This window comes from Actinocrinis sp., from assembly GCF_035946395.1.
Classification (GTDB): domain Bacteria; phylum Actinomycetota; class Actinomycetes; order Streptomycetales; family Catenulisporaceae; genus Actinocrinis.
Genome location: NZ_DASYZI010000213.1, coordinates 13,717 through 33,068, shown reverse-complemented (window position 1 = coordinate 33,068; position 19,352 = coordinate 13,717). Strand labels below are relative to the sequence as shown.

10 protein-coding genes are annotated in these 19,352 nt (G+C 65.3%); 4 read left to right on the top strand and 6 right to left on the bottom strand.

What is annotated here, in order from left to right; translation table 11 throughout:
* Positions 1–180 precede the first annotated feature (180 nt).
* Entirely contained in the window at positions 181–1,662 is a 1,482-nt protein-coding gene (locus VGS97_RS13425; RefSeq protein ID WP_326853752.1) for an arabinofuranosidase catalytic domain-containing protein, read from the top strand.
* 344 nt (positions 1,663–2,006) lie between these two features.
* Here VGS97_RS13425 and VGS97_RS13420 read toward each other — a convergent pair whose 3' ends face one another.
* A complete protein-coding gene (locus VGS97_RS13420; RefSeq protein WP_326853751.1) occupies positions 2,007–3,020 on the bottom strand; it encodes a LacI family DNA-binding transcriptional regulator in 1,014 nt (337 codons plus the stop codon).
* 307 nt (positions 3,021–3,327) lie between these two features.
* On the opposite strand from VGS97_RS13420, the gene VGS97_RS13415 reads away from it, so the two are divergent.
* Complete coding sequence (locus VGS97_RS13415) at positions 3,328–4,089, top strand: FadR/GntR family transcriptional regulator (RefSeq protein WP_349262118.1); 762 nt, start codon at positions 3,328–3,330, stop codon at positions 4,087–4,089.
* Positions 4,090–4,239: 150 nt separating this feature from the next.
* Here VGS97_RS13415 and VGS97_RS13410 read toward each other — a convergent pair whose 3' ends face one another.
* On the bottom strand, positions 4,240–5,373 hold the full coding sequence (locus tag VGS97_RS13410) for a glycoside hydrolase family 11 protein (RefSeq protein WP_326853750.1): 1,134 nt from the start codon (positions 5,371–5,373) through the stop codon (positions 4,240–4,242).
* A gap of 912 nt (positions 5,374–6,285) precedes the next feature.
* Here VGS97_RS13410 and VGS97_RS13405 point away from each other — a divergent pair.
* Complete coding sequence (locus VGS97_RS13405) at positions 6,286–8,118, top strand: HEXXH motif domain-containing protein (RefSeq protein WP_326853749.1); 1,833 nt, start codon at positions 6,286–6,288, stop codon at positions 8,116–8,118.
* Here VGS97_RS13405 and VGS97_RS13400 read toward each other — a convergent pair.
* Positions 8,113–9,372, bottom strand: a complete 1,260-nt coding sequence (locus VGS97_RS13400) for an effector-associated domain 2-containing protein (RefSeq protein ID WP_326853748.1) — start codon at positions 9,370–9,372, stop codon at positions 8,113–8,115. The two genes, VGS97_RS13405 and VGS97_RS13400, sit on opposite strands and share 6 nt — an antisense overlap.
* Positions 9,373–9,461: 89 nt before the next feature.
* Here VGS97_RS13400 and VGS97_RS13395 point away from each other — a divergent pair, with 89 nt between their 5' ends.
* Positions 9,462–9,758: a hypothetical protein gene (locus VGS97_RS13395; protein ID WP_326853747.1), complete on the top strand. Its 297-nt coding sequence runs from the start codon at positions 9,462–9,464 to the stop codon at positions 9,756–9,758.
* 50 nt (positions 9,759–9,808) lie between these two features.
* Here VGS97_RS13395 and fxsT read toward each other — a convergent pair whose 3' ends face one another.
* From fxsT to VGS97_RS13380, 3 genes are all read right to left on the bottom strand, one after another.
* A complete protein-coding gene (gene fxsT / locus VGS97_RS13390; RefSeq protein WP_326853746.1) occupies positions 9,809–13,162 on the bottom strand; it encodes an FxSxx-COOH system tetratricopeptide repeat protein in 3,354 nt (1,117 codons plus the stop codon).
* Positions 13,163–13,583: 421 nt separating this feature from the next.
* Positions 13,584–16,580, bottom strand: a complete 2,997-nt coding sequence (locus VGS97_RS13385) for an ATP-binding protein (RefSeq protein ID WP_326853745.1) — start codon at positions 16,578–16,580, stop codon at positions 13,584–13,586.
* Positions 16,581–17,780: 1,200 nt separating this feature from the next.
* Positions 17,781–19,193, bottom strand: a complete 1,413-nt coding sequence (locus VGS97_RS13380) for a PLP-dependent aminotransferase family protein (RefSeq protein ID WP_326853744.1) — start codon at positions 19,191–19,193, stop codon at positions 17,781–17,783.
* Between the last annotated feature and the right edge of the window lie 159 nt (positions 19,194–19,352).

Here is a 19,352-nt window from a genome sequence, read left to right as displayed (position 1 = left end):
GCCACCGCCGTTTCGGGCGATTCTTGACAGTGCGTTGGGCGTGCGGCAACGTCTGCCTGCCGAAGCATCTCGGGCTAACCCTGTCGCGGACCGGCATCCGGGCAGGTTCACATTGTTAGCGCTCACAATGTAGGTCACGCTCAACGTGGAGTTTGGAGACGACATGAGGGGAAGCGCATTATGATCGACGGCGAAAAGAGGGTGCCGCGATATGCGCGCATCGCTCGCCTGGGTGCGGCAGCCGCGGTGATAGCCGGCGCGATGGTCGGCGTGACCGTCGCGAGCGGCTCGGCGCAGGCTGCATCGCAGGGTCCGTGTGACATCTATGCGGCGGGGGGCACGCCGTGTGTGGCGGCGCATTCGACGACGCGTGCGCTGTACTCGGCGTACACGGGTTCGCTGTACCAGGTGCGGCGTTCATCGGACAACACGACCATGAACATCGGTGTGGTGTCCGCGGGCGGTGTGGCCAACGCCGCCGCGCAGGACTCGTTCTGCTCGGGCACCAGTTGCGTGATCACGGTCGTCTACGACCAGTCGGGGCACAACAACAACCTGACCCAGGCGCCCGCGGGCGGTGCCGCGCCCGGCCCTGACAACCTGGCCAACGCGGTCGCGGCGCCCACCACGCTCAACGGCGCGAAAGCGTACGGGGTCTACATCCCGCCGGGCACCGGGTACCGGGACAACACCGCGACCGGTACCGCGACCGGAGACAACCCCGAGGGCGAGTACGCGGTCCTCGACGGTACGCACTACAACGGCGGCTGCTGCTTCGACTACGGAAACGCCGAGACCAACAGCCGCGACGACGGCAACGGCACCATGGAAGCGATCTCCTTCGGCAACATCCGGGTGTGGGGCTACGGCTCGGGCAATGGGCCCTGGATCTACGCCGACCTGGAGAACGGCCTGTTCACCGGCATCAACGCGGGTTTGAACAGCAACGACCCCACCATCAACTACCGGTACACCACCGCGATCATCGACGGCGGCCCGAACCACTGGTCGATCAAGGGCGCCAACGCGCAGTCCGGCGGCCTGTCCACCTTCTACGACGGGGCGCGCCCCAACGTGTCCGGCTACAACCCGATGCACAAACAGGGCGCCATCATCCTGGGGACCGGAGGCGACAACAGCGACGGCGCCCAAGGCACCTTCTACGAAGGCGCCATGACCAGCGGCTACCCGACAGCAGCAACAGAAGCCGCTGTACAGGCCAACATCACCGCAGCCGGGTATGGAGTTGGTGGCAGCACTGGTGGTGGTACCGGTCCGTTGCATGCGGTGGGTGCGGGTAGGTGTCTGGATGATCCGAACTCGACGACGACGCTGGGTACGCAGCAGCAGATCTGGGACTGTAGTGGCCAGGCGAATCAGACCTGGACGCACACCTCCTCCGGTCAGCTGACGCTGTCGGTGGGTGGTCAGACGCTGTGCCTGGATGCGAACGGTCAGGGTACGACGAATGGCACCAAGGCGATTCTCTGGTCGTGCAACGGCCAGTCGAATCAGCAGTGGAACTTCAACTCCAACGGCACCATCACCGGCGCACAGTCAGGCCTCTGCCTCGACGTGACCGGAGCAGCCACTGCCAACGGCACCCTGGTCGAACTATGGGCCTGCAATGGTGGTAGCAACCAGCAGTGGACACTCGGATAACCGAGTAGTGCCCGTGACACCGCGCTGGGGTGGCGGTCCCAGTCCTCACGCCGCCACCCCAGCGCTCAAAAGCGTGTCCCGTGATCAGCACCGCACCACTGGTCACGGGGCACGACGCTGGACTGGACGAAGGGCAACCAGTCCGGAGGCAATGCATTGATTACAGGGCTCTGCCGGGACGTGACCGGGGCGTCCACCGTCGACGGCGTGCTGGTCAAGCTATGAGCTATGGACGCGTAACGGCGCCAGCGACCAGCAATGGAAGCTGGGGTAGCTGCTGACCGGGCCGAAACCGATCAGCGCCGTCGGCCGTAGCGGCGTCACCGGATGAGCAGCCGGGCTGCTCAGCGTCGCGCGGCGGCAGGCCCGGTGCTCTCACCGGCCGAGATCGCCGGGACGAGCAGTTCGTGTCGGGGTGGTGTCCCGGGCCTGGCGATGTGCTCGCGCAGGAATCGCAGCGCCGTCGCGCCGAGTTCCGCGGCCGGCACGTCGTACGCGGTGAGCCGGGGGCGGGACTGCTCAGCCCACTGCCGCCCCACGAGACCGGTGACCGAGAAGCGGCTCGGGACGTCGAGGTCTGCATGTTCGAGCGCGCGGTGGATGCCCGGCAGCGCCGCTTCGTTGACCGTCACGATTGCGGTGACCTGCGGATGCGTGTCGAGAATCCACTGTGTGCACGACTCGCCCGCCGCCATGTTGTCGGCACAGCAACACTCCACCCCTCGGACGCCGCGCCGTGCCGTCGCTTCGGCGAAGCTATCGCGAGCCCGGTGCGCAGGCGCGTAGCCGGACATGAGCAGACCGCCGGGGCGGTTGATCAGCGCGACGTGGCGGTGCCCGAGGTCGGCGAGGTGGTCGACGCAGTAGCCGACCAGTGTCGAGGTGTCCAAGTCGACCCATGACCACGGGCCGGGGTGCGCGGTTCGGCCGATCGTGACGAATGGCAGCCGAGAGTGGCGCAGGCGCTCGACACGGGGATCGTCCAGCCGGATCTCCATCAGGATCACCCCGTCGAGCCGACCGCCGGTGATGATCCGCTCAAAGGAGGTGTCATGGCCGCCGTTCGACGGCGAGAGCACCAGGTCGAGGTTCGCCTGCGCGGCGGCTTCCATGACGGCGCCGATGAATTCCAGCTGCATCGGGGTCAGTTGCTGCGCGGCGGGAGGAACGACCAGCGCGACCGCGCCGCTGCGCGCCTGCTTGCCGCGCCGGGTGGCGGGCGGGCGGTATCCGAGTTCGTCGACGGCGGCCAGGATGCGCTGCCGCGTCGCGTCGGAGATCGTCCGCTTGCCGCTGAGCGCGTACGAGACCGTGCTGCGCGACACCCCGCAGTAGCGGGCCACCTCACTGAGGTTCATCGGGCTCCCTTGCGGTGGACGGCTGCGGCCCCGCCGCACTTCCCGCCGACGGGTGGCACGCCTTCTCGCCCCGGTCGCTGTGGTCTGATTCGGTCGGCCAAGCGCAATGCAATCATCCCATGTCCTGTCAGCGACGTCACCGTGTTCCCAGCACTGAACTGGCGCGCTGTGCGATGCGGTCGTGCGGCGGCGGTGGTTGCTCGAACGGTCGGTCTCTGACCGGACGAAAGGATCTTCACCTCCCTGTCTGGAGATGGGATGGCTGTTACTCTGCCGCAACGAGGCGTCGGCGAGTAGGGTCCGAAGAATGTCGTTGACCGACAGGGCGATCGACCGCATCCGGGAGCTGGTTCAGTCGGGCGAGCTGTCGGCGGGCTCGCGGTTGCCCTCCGAGCCGCACTTGGCGGCGCAGCTCGGCATATCCCGCAACCTGACGCGTGAAGCGGTGAAGGCGCTGGTCCTCGCGCGGGTGCTGGAGATCCGGCGGGGCGACGGCACGTATGTCACCAGCCTGGAGCCTGCGGTGCTGCTGGAGGGCTTGGGCTCCGCGGTCGAGCTGTTCCAAGGCGACACGCTCCAGGAGCTGACCGAGGTACGCCGCTTGTTCGAGCCGATCGCGACCGGCCTGGCGGCCTCGCGTATCTCGGCCGCGCAGCTTGCGGCGGTGGAGGGTCATCTGGCCGCGATGCGTGAAGCATGCGACGACGTCGAACTGCTGAACAAGCACGATGCGGCCTTTCATCGGGCCGTCGTTGAGGCCACCGGCAACAAGACCCTTGCGAGCCTGCTCGAAGGGATTTCGAGCCGGACGGTACGGGCACGTGTGTGGCGCGGCATGGTCGACGGCAACGCGGGGGAACGCACGCTGGCCGAGCACAAGGCGATCTACCAGGCATTGGTGACGGGTAACTGCGCGCTGGCGCAGGCCGCTGCACTGATGCATGTGAGCACGACGGAGAAATGGTTGCGCAAGCAGCTGGTCGGCGCTGCCGGCGCCGAGTCCGGCACACTCGGCGATACAGGCGATACAGATGCCGACGACTTCGGCGCGGTGAGCGGCAGCGCGTGAAAGCAGCGTCCGTGTGAAAGCCGAGTCCTGTCTGACCGGTCACGTATGACGCCATGACTGGTCGACAGGGCCGCTGAGCTCCGCGCGGGGTGGCAAAACCCGTGATCAGCGCGACCCGCGCGGAGCGGTCCGTAAGCGCCTAGGCGGTCGTCATCCGAGCTTCCATTGCTGGTTGCCGCCACCGTTGCACGTCCACAGTTCGACCTGGGCCCCGTTGGCGGTGGATGCTCCTGTCACGTCCAGGCAGAGCCCTGATTGGGCTCCGGTGACGGTGCCGTTGGAGTTGGTGTTCCACTGCTGGTTGGCGCCGCCGTTGCAGGACCAGGTCTCCACCTTGGTGCCGGGGGAGGTCTGGTTGTTGTATGCGTCCAGGCAAAGGGCGGTGCCGTTGACTGTGGCGGTCAGCTGGTTGGAGGAGGTGTGGGTCCAGGACTGGTTGGCTTGGCCGCTACAGTCCCAGATCTGTAGCTGCGTGCCCAGCGTGGTGCTGGAGTTCGGTATGTCCAGGCACTTGCCGGAGCCGACCGCGTGCAGCGGGCTGCCACTTCCGCCACCGCCACCGCCAGTGCTGTGGCTGACGGTGAAGTTGTCGTTGCCGCTGCCGCCGCCCCAGGCTTCGGTTGCGAGGATCTGGTAGTTCATGGTGCCGAGGTTCATGCCGTGGCTGGACCAGGCGTTGAAGAAGTTCTGGGTGGTGATGGTGCCGCTGCTGGTCGGCGAGGTGCGGATCGCAAGGTACTGTTCGAACGTCGCGGTGCCCTGGATCGACGGCTGATTCACCTGCTGGTGCTCGTAGATGCTGTACGTGCCGCCGTCACTGGTCATCTGGCCCATGTACGTGCCGGCCGTGTTCGGGGACCCGTTGTAGTCCTCTTCCACGTAGTACTCGACCAGCGGGTTGGTCGACCAGCCGTACAGCGAGATCAGCGTCGTACCGCCGGACGCGCTCAGGGTGCTGGAGAAGCTGATCGTGTGGTTGCTGCCCGGGTTCCAGCCCACGCCGGCCACGAAGTCGCCGATACCGCTCCACGTGCTGGTGTAGCTGGTACCCGAGTTGAGCGTGATACAGGCGGAACCCTGGCCGTTGGACCACATCTGGTAGTAGTTGCCACCGGAGTTGCCCGTCTGGTTCGAGCAGATCTGAGTGGCGGCGTTGGCGGTGGTGGGCATGAGCGTCATGGCCGCGGCCACCACGGTGGCGACGGCGGCGGTGGTGACGCCGCTGATCAGCAGCCTGATGCGGCTGCTTCTGCGGTTCTTCGGGCGGACGGAGGCGTCGTCCACGTGTGTGCTCCTTCTCCATCGAAGGCTGTTGGGGACTTGCCGGGACTTGCATGGTGGGATCCGGCAGAAACCTGGCGTGTGGCGGCAAGCGCGTAGGGGCGGACATCTGTCGATGCGGGAGTATCAGCCCGCCGACGTCGGATTGGCAACAACTTCCGGAACTGTTTCCGAAACGCCGAGCACGGTACGGTATGGCGGAGCGATGCTTGACCTGGGAAAATAGCTCGGCTGTCTGGACCTGCTTCGAATCCGTTCGATGGAAGTTGCAAAGCGCGCGGCTCGGCGCAGGATAGCGAAGTCGAAACTTTCGGGCACGGCGAGCGGATAGCACGAAGGCGATGCTTCACGTCTCCGTTTGGTCGCTGTCTTGCCGCTCACGGTGCCTGTGTGCTGGTGGGGCCGTCTGGTGCGGGGTCATCGTGCGTGCGTCCGGGCGCTCGGCGAGCATGGCCGTCGTCGTGGCGACTGTCGGGTCTCCGAGTGTCTGGAGGGGCTGCACCATGGCGTGGATCAGGAGTCGAGGGATCAGGCACGCATAGCACTGTCCGGCTCGGCGCTGACGCTGGGGCATTGGATGCGCTGGAATGTGCGTAGCAGGCCGATGCAGATGCCACGGGCGCCGACCTCGCTCAATAAGCGCCGTGCGGGTGAAACTTACCCTTGGAAACTCAGGCCGCATCAGCCGAACTCGCTGTGTTCCGCTCAAGCATCCGATCCATGTTGCGAACTCGCGGCACCTGCGAAGGCCTCGAACTGAAACGCTCAACTGACGTTCGGCCGGGCGTCCTGAGGGGGAAAAGTCAGGACAGAGTTAGTGCTACGGGTGCGGACGGTGCTTGAGGGCGGCGGCGAGGTTGCTGAAGAGAGCGGCGTGGCGACGCTGCCACCCGATCAACAGGAGGGAAGCAACTCGTGGTTCATGCCGCCGTCCCGGCCGCTCTGTCCAATCACCGATTCCCAAGGCGGCACTTCGATGATCTCTGCGCAGGTCTGGGAAGCGCGGAAGCTGTAACAGAGCTCTGGCAGACCCAGCGCAGCCGGCGGTTGCTGCTCATCAACGCGGTGTTCGACGCTGCTGCCGGCGACGATGTGCTTGGGCCACTCCCGCCGGTGTCGACGGCTTGGGAAGCGTTGCAGCGGGCGGAAGTCGCAGCACCGGAGGCCGTCGCCGAAATTCTCCTTCACCCACAGGTGGGGAGCTGGGCTGCATACACTCTGCGCCGATATCGGAAGGGTGTACAGGGGCAGGCCTCTACTCCGCTGTGGGTGGACTTCGGCACTCTGCACGCCATCGCACTGCTCGCTGCGGCGCGTTCCGGTTCGACCTGGCGAACCCGGCTTTCCGTGCGAAACGGACGTGTCATGCTGCCTGGGCTCGGAATGGCAACGCTGCCAGGCGTTCCACGTCACACGTATGTCGAGGCGCAGGCGGGACCCGGCGAGATCCGGCTGCGTGGGGCTGATCCGGCTGCTGCCGGATTTCAGATCGCCGTCTCGTCGTGGGCGGATGCCGCCACCGAGGCTGCGGGATGGTGGGCGCTGCGCAGCTTGCAGGTCGGCGAGGATCCACAGCTGCGGGTGTGGCTTGACGATCTCGACCCGTTCCGAGATCTGGCCGATCCCGTCGAGCCGGATCGGCTCAGCGAACCGGATGTCATTCGCTGGCACAAGCTGCTGGACGAGGCGTGGGCGTTGCTGTGCGCGAATGATCGTGGGCTGGCCCAGGCGATGGCTGTCGGAGTCACTTCGCTCGTACCGCTGCCGACTGTGGAGGGCTGGGGGACAAGGAGCGCCTCGACGGGAGAAGCGTTCGGCAGCGTTCTCGTCTCGCAGCCATTCGATGCGGTCACTCTCGCGGTCGCGCTTGTGCATGAGTTCCAGCACACCAAACTTGGCGGGCTGATGCATCTCGGACCATTGCGTAACCATGACGGCGACAATCTGTTCCACGCGCCCTGGCGTGATGATCCGCGACCACTCAGTGGACTGCTTCAGGGCATCTACGCGTTCGCGGGAATCGCCGCGCTCTGGCGCGATCTGCGGGCGTCGGTACACAGCGCGGACCGTGTCGGCCGGCGGACGGCGGATTTCGAGTACGCATATACGAGGCGGCAGGTGGAGGCGGCCCTGCGCACCGCGGTCGAGAGCGGTGATCTGACACCGTGGGAGCGGAATCTGATGGACCGCCTGGCCGCCCGGGTCTGGGCATGGCTGGCAGAGACGGTGCCGGAGGAGTCGGTTCGAACAGCGGCGCTGCTCGCGGACAGTCACCGAGCGGGATGGCGGATCAGGCACACCCGTGCCGCATCTGCGGACATCCGTCTGATGACGGACGCTTGGATAAGCGGACGGAAGCGCGCGCTGTCTGCGCGTCCGGCGCATGTGGAGCCGGACGCAGTGGGAAAGCAGTGGTCTTCACGAATGGCGGTGCTCGCTCGCCGCGTAGTCGCCAATCCTGAGGCACCGTCGTTGAAAGGCATCGCGACCGAGCCCCCAGCGGACGCTGATATCGCATTGGTCCGCGGCAACGGGGTCCTGGCACGAGGCAGATACATGGCTCGATTGGCGGCGAACCACGAGGATTTCGACGCGTGGGTCGGGCTCGGCCTCGCGGACGATTCGTGCAGAGCGCTGGTCGAAAGGCCCGAACTCGTGCGAGCGGTGTTCTCGCAACTCGTCGAGCGCGGTCTTGACCCGGATCCGGCGGCACTCGCCTCATGGATAGGCGATGCCCTGGGCTTATGAGGCCTCCAGCCAGTTCTGCCGGATCACGGTCTCGATACGTTCGTAGTCCGCGGTAGTCGAGCCGAGAGTCAGCTTGAGTGCCTCAAGCAGGGCATCGCGGCCACCCGGAATTCGCTCGCAGGTTCTGACGAGCCCGACGACGTGGATGCGTGCAGTCACGCTGTCGGGTACCGCAGCGCGGATCTCTCCGGGCAGTTGGGCCAGGACCGCACGGCGTTGATAGTCGTCCATGATGATCGGCAGCGTGAGCAGCGCATCGACTATCGCCTGAAATCCATTCGCTGTAGTCGCAGTCGCGACCACATGGCTGCCGAAGGGCGGGCAGACCGCGAGCAGACTACTGATATAGGCGCTGGCGGTGAGGGCGGCATAGTCGTGCCATGCGTCGGTCTTGGTCCGGTTATCGCAGTAGTCAGAGATACCGCGCACCTCGAACCAGTGCCGATCATGGGTTTCCGCGGCGGCTGCTATGCCCGCTCCTTCCATTTCCACGGCGATCACGTTGTGTTCCGACGCGAGCCGATCCCGAAACGCCGCGTCCCGCAGCAGGATGTCCGAACTCCCGAGTGCGCCGCGCCAGATCCGCGGACGTCGCACACCGTCCCGCGCCCCCGCGAGTCCCGGTCCATCCGCACTGGCCTGCGCGACCGGCCACGCCTTGTGCAACGGATCCGCCTGCGCGGGAGGCCGTCGGAATCGGTCGTGACGAATCGCCGCGGCTTCCAGATGGGCGTGCCACGGCTCGTTACCCCCGAGCGCCATCACCTGGAGTTCGCGATCAGCGCGGACCAGGGCCGCCGAGATGCCGGAAACAGGGCGCCGCAGTGAATCGACACCTTCCACGCGGCGAACATGGCCGTAGTCGACGATTCCGCCGGTCGCCACCACGACGTCGCCCAGGCGCACGTCGCGCTGGAGGTCGCCAGGCCTGGGAATGCCGCCGGCGATGCCGCACATGATGAGTACGCGCAAGCCGGGAAAGCTGCGCACCATGTCAGTGCATATGGACGCCGCGCCCCGTGTGCCGTCCTGAGTCTGGAGTGCGACAACCACGTGATGCGGACGAGCGGGATCTTTACTCGGCAGCGAACCTGAGCGATAGTAATGAGGGTCCTGTCTTACAGTCTGGTCCGACACAGCATCGAGGAATGCTTCCAGCGCCGCATACTCCACCGGCAGCGCGGTGACGATGCCGATGTGGATGTCGGAGTCGTCGCGGCGCGGGTTGACCGGGCTGTCGGATGGCCGGATCATTCGGATTCCAGGTCGTTCCAGGTGATCCGGCTGACGGCTGAGGCAAGCCGGCCTGGCGCTGGCGAGGAGGAAATGGGGAGGCGGAGGCTATGACCACGCACGACACTGCGGCTGGGATCGACGTTTCCGGGCGAGTGAGCGCCTCGGGTCTCACGGAGCCACATCGCGAAATCACCCCCGATGTTCCGGCTCTCATTCTATCGGCGGAGCCCGAAATGCCGGAAGCGTCGGTCGAGACCGAACTTCTGGATCTGTCCGAAGTCTCCCTGTCGACTCTGCGTCTGATCGACTATGCCATCTTGAGCTCGTCAGTTCACCGGATCATGACACAAGTGGACCGGCCACGCGCGAACATTGGCACCGAACCGCCTAAACGCGTTGACTGACCGTACGTCCTGTCCTGCTCAGCTTCAGTTCTTAGCTCCGCCAGGGCTGATCACAACGGCATGGGATCCACGTCGCAGTCGGCTCGCACGCTCTGAAGGGCATTCAGCGTGGCCGGATGCCTTTCGCCGAGTACGCGACGATAGCCGGTCATCGTGTCTGCCAAGATTCGGTCGGCCTCATTGACTCGCCCCAGCGCTCGAAGATCCAGTGCGAGATTCACACTGCACGCGAGTGTTGACGGATGCTCGGCACCGAGTACGCGCTCGGATCTGGCCAATGTGTCGATATCTTGTTCATATGCGGCCTGGTGCTCGCCCAACGTGTACAGATCGCTGGCGAGATTTGTAGCGCAGGTGAGTGTTACAGGGTGGTTCGCACCCAAGGTCTCGGCCATCTTGTCCAGCGCTTCCTTGTCTAACTGATGAGCCTGTTCAGTCTCACCACGCAGGCGCAGCACGATCGCCAGGTTCGTCTGTGCCGAGAGTGTGTACGAGTGACGGTCACCGAACGTACGCAGATATTGGGTTAGAGCCTGCCCGCCGAGTTCCGCAGCCGCGTCGAAGTCGCCAGAGTGGCGTAGATCGATGGCGTGGTTCACCGCTGCCGAAAGGGCATTCGGGTAGGTTTCGCTGTAACGGCGGCGGTACTTCTCCAAAGTCTCTGCCGACAGCGCGAGCGCCGCCGGGTGGTCGCCGGCCTTGCGGCGCGCCACGGCCAGGGAGCGAGCGGCGCGCAATCCCCCCGGTGAATCCGGCCCAAATGCGGCTACATGTTGGCCATACACATCCTCCTGGCGCCTTCGCGCGTCGAGGTAGTGGCCGCGCTCACGGATGTCGATGACCAATGCACCGAGAGAGTTGAGGGTTTCATCGTGATCTGGCCCGAGAATGGTGCGCCGATGCTCGTATGTTTTCAGATCATACTTCTCGGCTGTGGTGAAATCCCCGAGCAGCCGTAAGGACACGGCGAGTTGGTTCGCGCATTTGAGCGTTGCGGGGTCGTCTTCGCCGAGTACGCGCTCAGCAATGTTCAGCGCACTTTGGGCAAGCTCTCTGGCCGTGGAGAAATCACCGATGATGAGGTTGGTAGCCGATACAACGGTCATTGCGTCGATCGTTCCCTCGTCCTCATCGCCATGTGTCTGTTTATAGAGCTCCAGAGTGCGTTGGTTGAGGGTGTTGGCTTCGGAGTATTTGCCGTTGGTCCGTCGCATCCAGCCGAGCCATTTGGCGACACGGAGCGTATGCGAATCCGATTCACCTCGGTCGCGGATTCGGCAGTCATACGCTTGTTGGATGAGCGCCTCGCTGCCCTCGTGGTCGCCCCAGTAGTAGAGGAACCGCGCCACACTGTCCACGAGTTCTTGGACCCTGGGATCCGGTGATTCGACCGCTTTCGACACGAGAACGTGCGGGTACAGCGCCTGATAGCGCGGCCATTCCGCGCGGACACTCGGATTGTTGGGGTTGTTGTTCGCCAACAGGGTGTGCGCGCCGTGGCGCATCGTCTCACGGCCCGCGTCATCCAGCCCTGCGATCAATACCGCTTGGATGAGCCGGTGGATCTGGAGAGTGTTGTGCCGGTGGTCATAGCGTGCGAGAGCGTAGCGCTGTATGTCGCGGATGGCGCGGCTCAGCCGAAAGGAGTCGCTGAGCACGGCGTCGAGCGCCGGAGTGATCGGGGCGACTGGTGAGGCGACGAGCAGATTGCGCGCAATGGGTTCTGGTGCGAAGAACGAGCAGACTCGCAGGAGTTGCAGGGCGCCCTCGTTGACTTCCTGGAGCCGGTCCAGGGATACCTTCCACGCCGCGGCCACCGTGCGCCGGTAGTCGGGCGAGGGAGCGACGTCGAGCAGTTCGATGCGGTTGTTCTCGATCAGACGGAGGTACTCGTTGACGGGCATGCCGGTCGCGACGTACCAGGCGGCCGCGTGCTCGACCGCGAGGGGGAGGTCTCCGAGCGCATCCGCGATGCGATCCGCGTCGCGAAGCGACAGTTCGGAACTGCGGTTGCGCAGGAACTCGACGCTCTCCTCCCGGGTGAACACGTCGACTTCTAGTACGTCGGTGATTCGCGACCAGTCCAGGTCTCGCGAGGTCACGAGTATCTTGCCCGCTCCACCGGTCGGAAAATACGCTTGAACGTCATCCGGGGCACCGGCGTTGTCAAAGACCAGAAGCCATCGCTTGTATGGAAGGCTGCCGGTGCTCAGTGCTTCGCGTACGGCGGGCACCGCCGTATTCGCCGTTGGCTCGACTCCGAGATCGAGCCGCTGGGCCAACTTGGTCAACGAGTCAAGGATCTGCCCGGGTTGCTCCGCCGACACCCACCAGATGAGGTCGTACTCGCCGCTGTGCCTGTGCACATATTCGATGGCGATGTGAGACTTCCCGACACCGCCCATACCGTGCAACGCCTGCGGCAGCACAGCCGTCTGTCGCGATTGCATCAGCCCGGTGTGCAATCTCTCAAGCAACTCCTCACGGCCGGTGAAGTTCGGGTTGCGTTGCGGTACATCACCCCAAACGAGCGGTAGTTTCCCTGCATGCCGCTCGGTCGAAGTGACAGCGGACATCATCTCTCCTAGTGAGAAGTCTCCCAGTGGCGCGCTCGCGTCGGCGTCACCTATTGCATCTGACTGTAAGTACTCGTCGGTTGCCACGTCGGCGGCCACATCAGAACGGGCTTCGGTTGGCCGGGCTCGCCGGTTGATGGGCTGATCGGGTGAGACTTCCGCACTTACTGGGTGATGACTTCCGGACGCCGCCGCGCGCAGCTCACCGAATTCTTCGCTGAGACGTCGGCGGGCGGCTTCAGCATCGACCCATTTCCTCAATTCGCCGCTGAGTTGACTCGCAAGCATCGAGGCTATCCGGTCAATGAATACAAGTGCAGCGGGAATGTGGCTTCGATAATCGGCCTGCGCTCCGAGATGATCGAAGGCCTGAACGAGCCCCTCGATCTTGGTGGGGAGCCGGAACTCCACCTGGTCGAGGGCCTGTGCCAACGCGTCCGGATTGCCCAATTCCATCTCCGCGCGCCGTAGCAGTTCGCGCACCTGCGCGGCCTCCCCGTCGGGAAGCAGGCTGAGTAAGGACGCTGACTCAATGAGGTGCGCTGCGCGCTTGGAGCCGGGCGCCTCGGGCGCCATGGTCATCAGGGCATTGTGAAGTGCGTGCAGGCCACGGGGGTGGCCCAGGCAGGTCAGCACGATCTCGACGACGTGCAGCCGTGTCTCGTTGCGCTCCGTGACCTCCGGGAACGCGCCGAAGTCCCGACGAACCAGATTGACGAGCAGCCGGCGGTCCGAGAGCGCGGCCATGAAGGGGATGTCGACCAGAGCCGCGACAAGCGCGTCGCGCAGTTCGGCTCCGGGATCGTCGCTGACTGAGCTTCGAGTCAAGACACTACCGCCCCATGCTCACAGCCAGGTAGCCCCTGCTGTCGATCGTCGATCGGCGGCAGGGCGTGGCGCTCGTTGAAGATTGTATGGAAGCGTACTGTGACGCTGCTCGAATGTGAAGAAGTTTGGCGTCCGAGCGACGCCGACTCTGCGCCGCAGAACCGCCCGCAGGGGACCTTAGCGACGCGGCTCGTGGATGGCAATTTCGAATATACGAAACATTCGGCCCGGCAATCGGGTGAATAGGTGGCGGGAGATTATTCGAGATGGTCTTGGCTTTGACTCGGAACGGAGAGTGAAGCTCTTCTATACTTGCCCAATCCTGCATAGCGCGACACATATGGCGGTGGTGGCGAATGAGCGCATTGAGGCGCTTGTGAAGTCTCGTGAAGCAGGCACGGCGCGCCGAGAGCGCTTCGGATCAGCCCTGCGCCAACTGCTCTATACGGCTGACCAAGTGGTCGCTCGGCAGGCCTAATCGCCTTCGGATCGCCAGTGCCTCGTTCAGTGACTCGACTGCCGCCGCGCTGCCGCCCTCCTCGCTGGCATAGGTTTCGCCGATGCCCTCGCGGGCGTCGGCCTCCTCGACGGGGGCGTCGATGGCGCGGGCGAGATCCAGAGCCTGAACGTAGAGGGATCGGGCCTGCTGGGTCATTTCGGCGCTGGTGGCACGTGCGTCGCCGGATGCGACAGCCGCAGAGGAAGCAGTCGTGACGATGAGAGCGGATGCATGGCGGTTGAGCGTCTCGGCTTCGCCACGACGATCGCGCATCTCGCGGAAGAGAGTGAGGGCTCGGCGATACGCCGTGGTGGCTGCTCTCGTGTCGCCGGCTTGTTGACGCAGAAGGCCCAGCTCTTTGAGGGTGTCGGCTTGGCCGAGGCGATGGCCGAGGAGCGCGTAGAGTTCCAGCGCGCGCTCTTGGGCTCGGGCCGCCTCGCTGGACTTGCCGGCGCGCCGGAGGATTCGGCCCTGATCGCGCAGGACATTGGCTTGCCCCAGCTGATGACCGGTGTCGAGGTAATGCTTCAGTGCCTGTTGCTGCGCGCTGTCTGCGGCGATTAGATCTCCGATCTGCTCGTAGGCGCGGCCCAGGTCGTTCAACGCCGTCGCCTGGCTGATGGGGTCGTCGGCCGTTCGGCACAGGTCGAAAGCGCGGCGGTGGGCTTCGACCGCGCCGGCCGGGTCGCCGAGAAGTCTGCGCACACGACCGAGACCGTTGAGTGCTCCGGCCTGTCCGAGGAGGTCGCCGACCTGTTCGAGCAGCGCCAGTGCCTGGTCGAAGGCCTGCACCGCCGAGGAGTAGCCGGCTGTGAGCAGGAAGATCCTGCCGAGGCCGTCAAGCGCGTTCGCTTCGCCTTGGGCGTGGCCGATCTGCCGGTAGAGCGCGAGTGAACGTCGCTGAGCTTGCTCGCCCGCGACGTAGTCGCCGACCTGGCGGCGGACTCTGCCGAGACTGTGGAGCGCGGTTGCTTGTCCGTACGCGTCGCCGATGGATTCCGCCGCTTCTGCGGCCCTTGCATGCAGGCTCAGTGCGTATGACCACGGTCCTTCGATGTACAGATATCCGTGAAGAGCCGCCGAGAGAGCGATCACGTGTTCCGATTTGCCGTGCACCAGCGCTTCTTCGACGCACGCGGCGAGGTTGGGCAGCTCGGTCCGCATCCATTCGGCGGCTTGGCCGCGCGTCTCCAGTGCCGGCTGCTCGCGGGGCGGGTATGCGATGGGGATCGAGTAGCGGGTCGTCCGGCGTGCGAGGTGGCGGTCAGCAGCCTGCGCAGTACTCAGGTAGTAATCGAAGAGCCGGGTGCGGACGAGGTCGAGGGAGCGGAGAGTCGGCGGCTGGGGAGTGGATGACGACGGGAGGGGAGACGGATCGGGAGTCGGTGAGGCGCAGCCGAGCCGGACGGCGCGTTCCTGAGCGTGCGCGCGGATCAGGTCGTGAAATCGGTATCTGCCGGGGACGGGTTCACTCAGCAGATTGTGATCGACCAGCTCTTCGAGCCCTCGGGACGCCGCGGCCAGGTTGTCGGCGAGCATCGCGGCCGCCGCGTAACCATCGACATCAGGACCTGGATGAACGCCCAGGCGATGGTACAACTGCTGTGAACCGTCGGCCAGGGCGTCGTAGGAGAGATCGAATACTGCCGAAAGGTCTCGTTCGCCGTCGCTTAGCGCGGCAAGCCGGTCGCGTTGGCCGCGCAGCAGTCCCGCGAGGTGGTCGAGTCTCCAGGCGGGCCGGTGGTGCAGCAGGGCGGCGGCGATGCGTAGCGCGAGGGGCAGGTGCGCGCACAGGTTGATGATCTCGTCCAGCGCCGGGTCGCCTGCCGGTATCTGCCCTGGTCCGGCCACGGCGCGGAAGAGCGCCACAGCGTCGGCGGTGGGCATGAGCTCTAGCGAGAGGCTATGAGCATCATCGAGCCCTTTCAGTCTCTTGCGGCTGGTGATGAGGACAAGGCACTCAGGCGTGCTGGGAAGCAGCGGCCGCACCTGGCTTTCGCTACGAGCGTTGTCCAGCAGTATCAGGGTGCGCGTGCCTCTCAATCTGCTGCGGAAGAGTGCGGCGCATTGATCCAAGTCGTCAGGGACGTATTCGGGCATGACGCCGAGTGCACGGAGGAAGCCGTCCAGTACGTCGGCGGGAGCGCGGGGTGGGTAACCGCGGGTGTAGCCGTGCAGGTCGGCGAAAAGGTGGCCGTCCGGGTACCGCTCAGCAAGGCGGTGTGCCAGATGCACGGCTAGCGCGCTCTTTCCGATTCCTGCCATGCCGTCGATGGCGATGAGCCCGGGGCTGGCATGGGATGGTGCGCTGACCGGCGACATCATCTCCGGATGTGCTGGTCCAGGGTCGTGTGGCGGAGGGAGAAGTCCGAGTAGACCGCTCAATTCGGTGGTACGGCCGGTGAATACGCGAGTGTCCGCAGGCAGCTGGAAACGGCCGCCGCCATTGCGGGGCGGCGGATTGTTCGTGCGATGTGTGAGTGCTGCTGTCTGCGCCTCCCGGAGAGCAGGCCCGGGTTCCTGCCCCAGGTCAATCAGTGCTCTGGCTGCGCGGGCGGCGATCTGTGCGGCCTGGACGGACTCGCCTGCCGCGGTCAGGGCCTGGACCAGGGTGACGGCTAATGTCTCGCGTCCCGGATGCAAGAGCGCCGCGTCCCGCAGCAACGCCACGGATTCGTCCGGCCTTCCGGCATTGAGGTGTATCTCGGCGAGCATTCCCAGCGCATCCAGTCGACGCTGCGCCAGGACGTCCGCCTGGCGACGCAGCCAATCAGCGTCCAGATCGATCAGCGCGGTGGTGTTGCCGTGCCAGCAATCGAGTGCTTCACGCAAATGCACGGCGGCCTGCTCATCGTCATACGCTTCGCGTTCCCGAGTCGCCTGGCGTACGAGCTTATTGAATTGCTGCACGTCGAGCACGACCCGATCAGGAGCTATTTCGACGCGGAACCCTGGCCGCATCGACAGAAGTTGTAAACCATCCCCGAGCGGGGCCAACGCTCTGCGCAACCGGGACATGTACGCGGCCGCGAGATCATCCGCCGTCGCCGGGGGATCGCCGCCCCACGCGTACGCAATGAGGTTGTGCTTCGGGACGGTTCGGCCAGCGTGCAGTAAAAGCACTGCGAAAATGCTCCTGGACTGCTTCCCGCCGAGATCGAGCGGCTGACCGCGATGGTACGCCCGTACCGTTCCGAGCAGGCGCGCTTCAGCGCCGGGAACGGTGTTTCGGTCAGTTGGCCACAATAACAGCGTACTGCGAGAGCTGGTGCGGCGTCAGCCGCGGCCGCCGATCGCGGCTGGCCACAGCGGATTGCGAGGATCCGCGTCCTTCCCAATCGTACGCGCGGTCGCGCCTGACGCTCGTGTTTCGACAAAGGAGCAGTTCTCAGTCGCCTTTGTCGGCTATGTCTGCTGCTTCGTCAGCGGTGTTCAGCTCTCTCACTTGGTTCTCTTCGAGGAAGGCCCTGGCGGCGATCCGGGAGACTCGCCCGCGCTCCCAGCACAGTCGGCAGCTGACCGGGACCTGCGAGCCTTGCCGCACGACCCGACCAACCCCCGCGCAAGCAGGGCATTGCACGATGAATCTGTCGTGCGGCCGGCGAACCGTGCTGTCAGCTGCCCCTCCGTCCGTCGAGGCTCCCATGCGGGACCGGTCCTGCCGGCCGCTCGTCCCGATGCCTTCGATTCGCTTGGAATTCGTCCGGGTGGTCCATTCGTGCTGCGGGAGCCATCGCAGGTTGTCTCTACGATCCAGTGACCGTGTCATCCTTCAGAGTCCCTCCTGCGTGCCTTCAGGTTGCCGGTGCTGCATGGTTCGAGGATTGCAGCCCGTGCCGGGAATCTGGCTGTAAGGAACCTGCAAGGCGAATGGCAGGAGCGGCGCAGGTCGACCTGAGCCGGGTGGCCCGCTGCTGAAGGAGACCGGGTGAGAGCGCGGTGTGGGTCGGCGGATTGCCGTCACGTCGATCGTGGAGGCAGTTGGCGTGTTGCTCGCGGCGGCTGTGGCCACGTCCGAGCACGGTGGCGGACGGCGTCGAACTGGTGGCGCTCGTCGGCAACACTGCGACGAACGCAGCTGTTGGTACGTTCCTTGGCCGACGTCGATCGGCTAGTCGGTCAGCGCCCGGCCTTACCCCATCCGTGATCGGTCACGATGTCAGAACCCAGTCGGAACCTGATTTCGTCAGGCTCGTGTGTTGCTTGTAGCACGACTTCGCGGATGCGGCGGAGTGTGGCTGCTAGGCGGCTCTCGTCGATGTTGGCCAGGGCTAGGCGCAACGCGTTCGGGGGGTGCGGGGTGACGGCGAATGCGTCGGCGGTGGAGACGAGGATGCCCTCGTTCGCGAGTAGGTGTGCGACGTGGTCGCTGCGTGCTTCGGCTGGTAGGCGTAGCCAGCCGGAGTACGCGGTCGGATGTGAGGTGTAGTCGAGGCCGGGGGCGGTTAGTTCGTGTGCGGCGATGGTTTGGCGGCGGCGGGCGTCGGCGCGGCGGTCTGTTTCGAGGTCGGCGACTGTGCCGTCGCGTAGCCAGCGGGTTGCCAGGGCTGCGACTAGGCCGGGTGTTCCCCAGCTTGACGCGCGTAGGGCGCGGGTTATGGCAGGGATCAGATGGTCTGGGGCGACCAGGAATCCGAAGCGCAGGCCGGTCGCAACGTTCTTCGACAGGCCGGCTGTGTACACGGTGCGTTCCGGTGCTCTTGCTTGCAGGGGTTGTGGCGCGCGGGGGTCGAGGAATGCGTAGGTGCCGTCTTCGAGGATCACGCAGTCTCGTTTGCGGGCGATGGCGACTACGCGGTCTCGGTCGCTTGCCGTTATGACGGAGCCGAGGGGGTTGTGCACGGTCGGCATCAGGTAGATCGCTGAGACGCGGCGCTGGTTGCAGAGTGCTTCGAGGTCATCAAGGTCGCTGCCTGACGCGTAGCAGTGGATTGCGGCGAGTTCGATGTGGCGTGTGGCGGCGACCAGCTTGATGCCGGGGTACGTGAGTGTGTCGACGGCGACCACTTGGCCGGGGGAGGTGATGGCGCTGAGGGCGACGTCCAGCCCGTGCTGCGCTCCGCCGGTGATCAGGACGTTGGCGGGCGGGACGTCGATTTGGTGGCTCAGGAGGTATGTCGCCACCGCTGCCCGGTCACGCTCGCGGCCGCCTGGCGGTTGTTGGGCGAGTAATGCGTCGAGGCTTCCTACTGCGGCCAGATCGCGCAGCGCCTGCCTGAGCTGGTTGCCTTGGTGCGCGGCGAGCGGCTGGTTGAACGACAGGTCGGCCACCCGCGTACCCAGCGGCAAGCGCCGCGTGTCCAAACCGCCGTAGCCGCTCTGGTCTCGGACGAACATGCCGCGGCCGGGTTCTCCGGCCACCAGCCCCGCGGCGGACAGTTCGGCGTAGACCTTGCCCGCTGTCGCCAACGCGACGCCGCGGTCCCGCGCTAGGTCGCGGTGCGTCGGCAGACGCGTGCCGGGTGCCAGTGTCCCGGCTCGAATGGCTGCGGCGAGTTCGTCGGCGATGGCCCGGTACCGCTGTGTCCGCATTGCTGGTTCCTGGATCTGCGCAGGGCTGTAGCTAGGACAATTCTTTGATTGTCCTACCGTATGGCTTCTAGGGTGCTGGTACCTGAGCTGAAGGGGTTTCGTGTGGCCGTGACCGTCCGTGACCTGCCCGTTTTGGAGTACTTGCAGCGACAGCTGGCC